3 protein-coding genes are annotated in these 4,388 nt (G+C 62.3%); all 3 read right to left on the bottom strand.

The window, feature by feature from the left end; translation table 11 throughout:
- Window positions 1-35: 35 nt before the first annotated feature.
- Window positions 36-1,223, bottom strand: coding sequence for a pyridoxal phosphate-dependent aminotransferase (locus tag F8N49_RS25925; protein ID WP_110645410.1), 1,188 nt, complete (start codon window positions 1,221-1,223; stop codon window positions 36-38).
- Between the two features lie 41 nt (window positions 1,224-1,264).
- Complete coding sequence (locus tag F8N49_RS25920; protein ID WP_151553136.1) at window positions 1,265-2,890, bottom strand: methyl-accepting chemotaxis protein; 1,626 nt, start codon at window positions 2,888-2,890, stop codon at window positions 1,265-1,267.
- A 158-nt stretch (window positions 2,891-3,048) separates the two neighbouring features.
- Complete coding sequence (locus F8N49_RS25915; protein ID WP_151553134.1) at window positions 3,049-4,185, bottom strand: glycerate kinase; 1,137 nt, start codon at window positions 4,183-4,185, stop codon at window positions 3,049-3,051.
- Between the last annotated feature and the right edge of the window lie 203 nt (window positions 4,186-4,388).

The raw sequence follows: 4,388 nt of genomic DNA, 5'->3' as shown, positions 1-4,388 counted from the left end.
ATCAGCAAGGCGCCGGGGCAGGCAAAGCAAATCCATCAGGCACTGCGCGCCTGCAGCAGCTGCACCGCACACAGCGCAATCCGCGCGCAGGCATCCGCCAGTTTGACCCGATCCACCACCAGCCCGATGCGAATATGCCCCGCCGCGCTCGGCCCGAACGCTTCGCCGGCCAGCACCGACACGCCGTAACCTTCCAGCAATCGCTCGGCAAACGCCTGAGCGCCGAGGCCGGTCTGGCGCACATCGACCATCACGAACATGCCGCCATCCGGGCAAATCGGCTGCAACCCAGGGCAGCCGTGCAACCGCTCGCACACCAGATCGCGGCGCAAGCGATACTCCTCGCGCATCTGAGAGACTTCCGGCAGATCACTTTGCAGCGCCACTTGCGCGGCTTTCTGTACGAAATCCGGCAGACCGAAGAGCATGCTCAGCGACAGATTCACCAGATGCTCGGCCAAGGCATTCGGGCCGATCATCCAGCCGATACGCCAACCGGTCATCGCATGGGATTTCGACAGACTGTTGATCGTCGCGGTGCGCTCGGCCATGCCCGGCAGGCTCGCCGGGCTGATGTGCTCGCCTTCATATAACAGCTCGCTGTACACCTCATCGCTGATCAGCCACAGGTCATGGCGAATGCACAGCGCTGCCAGTTCCTGCCAGATCAGCAAGGATAGGCTGGCGCCGCTGGGATTGTTCGGGCTGTTGAGCAGCATGGCGCGAGTTCGCGGGGTAATGCGCGCAGCGACATCGGCCGGGTCGACACGAAAACCGTTCTCCGGGCGCACCGGCACCGCAATTACCTTGGCACCGCAAGCGCCAAACACTCCTTCGTAGGTAACGTACATCGGCTCGGCGACGATCACTTCGTCACCCGGATCAAGCAGACACTGCGCCACCGAATACACCGCGCATTGCGCGCCGGGCAGGACAATCACCTGATCAGGATCAACCCGTTGACCACTGCGCTGGCGATGACGCTCGGCAATCAGCCTGCGCAGCTCGAACCGACCACGCACATCGGCGTAATGGGTGTCGCCGGCCAACAGGCTATCGATCGCGCCATGGACAATCGGCAACGGCGTATCGAAATCCGGATCGCCGACGCTCAACAACAAAACATCTACGCCCTCGGCGCGCAGTTCCAGCGCTCGGTCGTGAATCTGCCAGGCAGCGGCACCCTCCCCGGCGATTCGTTGGGTCAAGGCTGAATAGCGCATGTACGTCTCCTGTTAGCGCGGTTTCCAGCCTTCACCGTATCTCAAATCACGAAACGCGCCACCATGGCGTTCAAATCCACTGCCAGTCGCGACAGTTCGTGGGTCGCGGCGCTGGTCTGGTTGGCGCCGGCGGCCGATTGCGTGGCGAGGTCGCGGATGTTGACCAGATTGCGATCGACTTCGCGGGAGACTTGCGCCTGCTCTTCCGAAGCGCTGGCGATAACCAGGTTGCGTTCGTTGATCTGGTGAATCGATTGCGTGATCTGCTCCAGCGCCACGCCGGCAGCGCGGGCCATTTCCAGCGTGGACTGAGTGCGCTGATTGCTTTGCTGCATCGACGAAACCGCTTCACCGGTGCCGTTTTGAATGCCGGCGACCATTTTTTCGATTTCCTGAGTCGACTGCGCGGTGCGATGCGCCAAGGCGCGCACTTCGTCCGCCACCACGGCGAAACCACGGCCAGCCTCGCCGGCACGCGCCGCTTCAATTGCAGCGTTGAGCGCCAAGAGGTTGGTCTGCTCGGCGATGGCGCGAATCACGTCCAGCACCTTGCCGATGTCACGACCTTGCGCGGCGAGGCCTTCGATCATCTGCGCGGTGTTCTGCACGTCGTGAGTCATGGTCTGGATCGCGTCGACGGTTTTCACCACCTGATCGCGACCTTCGCGGGCGGCGTGGGTCGACTGGTTGGAAGCTTCGGAAGTCGAAACGGCGTTGCGCGCCACTTCTTCCACCGCAGCGGTCATCTCGTTGACGGCGGTGGCGGCCTGTTCGATTTCGTTGTTCTGCTGCTGCAGCCCGCGCGACGCTTCTTCGGTGACAGCGCTGAGTTCTTCGGCAGCGGCGCCCAGTTGCGTGGCGGAACCGGCGATCTGCTCGATGGTTTTGCGCAGGTTGGACTGCATCGCTGCCAAGGCTTCAAGCAAGCGCGCCGGTTCGTCCTTGCCGTCGACTTCGATGGCTTTGCTGAGGTCACCGTCGGCAATGGTTTGCGCAGCGAGCACGGCGCGGTTGAGCGGCGTGACGATGCTGCGGGTCAGCAACCAGGCGAGCAACACGGTGGCCAGTGCCGCAATCACGGCGACGATGATGATCCCGGTGATGGCGCTGTCATAGTTTTCACCGGCCTTGGTGGCAGCCGCTCTGGCCCCGGCGGTATTCATGCCGATCAGCTTGTTGAGCTGCTCGCCCATCTGATCGGTGCCTTCCTTGATGCGCGTGTTGATCAACGCACGCATCGCTTCCAGATCGCCCTTGCGCGATAGCTCAATCATCTGACTCTGCGCTTGCAGGTAATTATCGAGCGTCGTCGAAAACGTCTGGAAAACAGCGTGCTCTTCAGGACCTGCCGGCAACGCAGCGTAGCTGGCCTGAGCTTTGCGCACCTTGTCGACCAGCACCGCGATGCGGGTTTCTGCCTCTTGCAGGCTGGCCGGTTCGCGATTGACCAGCACACGGAACGAGAGAATGCGCATGCGCAGGACGTTTTCCGTGACCACACTGAGGTGGGTCACGCTTGGCAACTGGTTGGTGTCCATGTCGATCGACGCCTGACGAATGACCGTCATGCGGCTGACGGCAAACACGCCGAGGACAATCACCAGCAAGGCGATAAAGGCAAAACCGAGGAAAGCACGGGGCGCGATATTCAGGTTACGCAGGGACATGGTCGGACTCTCGAAAGAAAGAAACTACGAGCGTCCATGCCGTGAGCACTGGCCCATAGCGGGCGACAGTCCGGCGGCACTGAGTTGTGATTTTGTGTGCGCCTGACCGTTGTATCGGCCAGGCTTGAGGAAGGTTTCGGGTCGGCGGTAAATATTTTTCAGGCTGAGGCGAGTTGCCAGACCCGAGCAATATCGGTGGCGCGTTCACGCAGCAGGCGCGGTGCTTCGGCGCAGGCTTGTTCGAGTGTCATCGGTCCGCTGGTCACGGCGAAAGCGGCGTCGATGCCGTGTTGATAGAGCTCCTGATAGCCCTCGCCCAAGGTCCCGGCAATCACGATCACCGGCACAGCGTATTGTTTGGCAACTCGCGCGACACCGAAAGGTGTTTTGCCGCGCAGGGTTTGCGCATCGAAGCGGCCTTCTCCAGTAATCACCAGATCCGCACCTTTGATTGCCTCAGCGAGCCCGACCAGTTCCGCCACCACCTCGACGCCCGCCTGAAACTGCGCGCCGAGAAAAGCCTTGGCGGCAAACCCCAGACCACCCGCCGCGCCGCTGCCCGGTTCATTGCGCACGTCCTTGCCCAATGCTTGCGCGCAGAGTTTGGCAAAGTGCCCCAGCGCCTGATCGAGCTGCTCAACCTGCGCAGGCGATGCGCCCTTCTGCGGGCCGAAAATGGCCGAGGCGCCATGGGGGCCGCAGAGCGGATTGTTAACGTCGGCGGCGATGTCGAAACGCACATCGGCCAGACGTCGATCGAGCCCACTCAGGTCCAATCGCGCCAGTTGCGCCAAGGCCAGGCCGCCGGGCACCAGAGGCTGATTTTGCGCATCCAGCAACTTCACACCCAATGCCTGCATCGCCCCGGCACCGCCGTCATTGGTCGCGCTGCCGCCGATCGCCAGGATCACTCGTTGCGCGCCGGCATCCAGCGCTGCACGAATCAATTCACCCGTGCCAAACGTGCTGCTGATGCAGGCATCGCGCTGTCCCGGCGGGACCAGTTGCAGACCGCTGGCCTCGGCCATTTCGATGATCGCGGTGTGGTTGTGCGGTAGCCAACCCCAAGCGGCATCGACCGGCGCGCCCAGTGGACCGCGCACGCGGGTGCGGCGTAACTCACCTTCGCAGGCTGCAAGAATCGACTCGACCGTGCCTTCGCCGCCATCGGCCATCGGGCATTTGATCAGCGTTGCCTGCGGCCAGACCTGGGCCAGTCCGAGGGCGATGGCTTCGGCAACGCCTTGGGCACTCAGGCTGTCCTTGAACGAGTCGGGGGCGATGACGATCTTCATGGGAATTCTCCGGTTGCAGTGGCGTTCATGCTGCCAGTCGACCTGCGCCTTGACGCCGGTCGGGTGCACAAGTGGCGTCGGCGTTTATTGTTCATTTCCACAAAAGACTTGCGTTGGATGTTCCGGCCTCATCGCTGGCAAGCCAGCTCCCACAGGGTTCTGCGGTGGATATGGAAGTTATGAACGCCTTCTGACCTGTGGGA

Source organism: Pseudomonas sp. GXM4, from assembly GCF_008923895.1.
Lineage (GTDB): Bacteria > Pseudomonadota > Gammaproteobacteria > Pseudomonadales > Pseudomonadaceae > Aquipseudomonas > Aquipseudomonas atacamensis.
The sequence above is the reverse complement of the archived record's forward strand: the minus strand, read 5'-3'. Positions and strand labels throughout refer to the sequence as shown.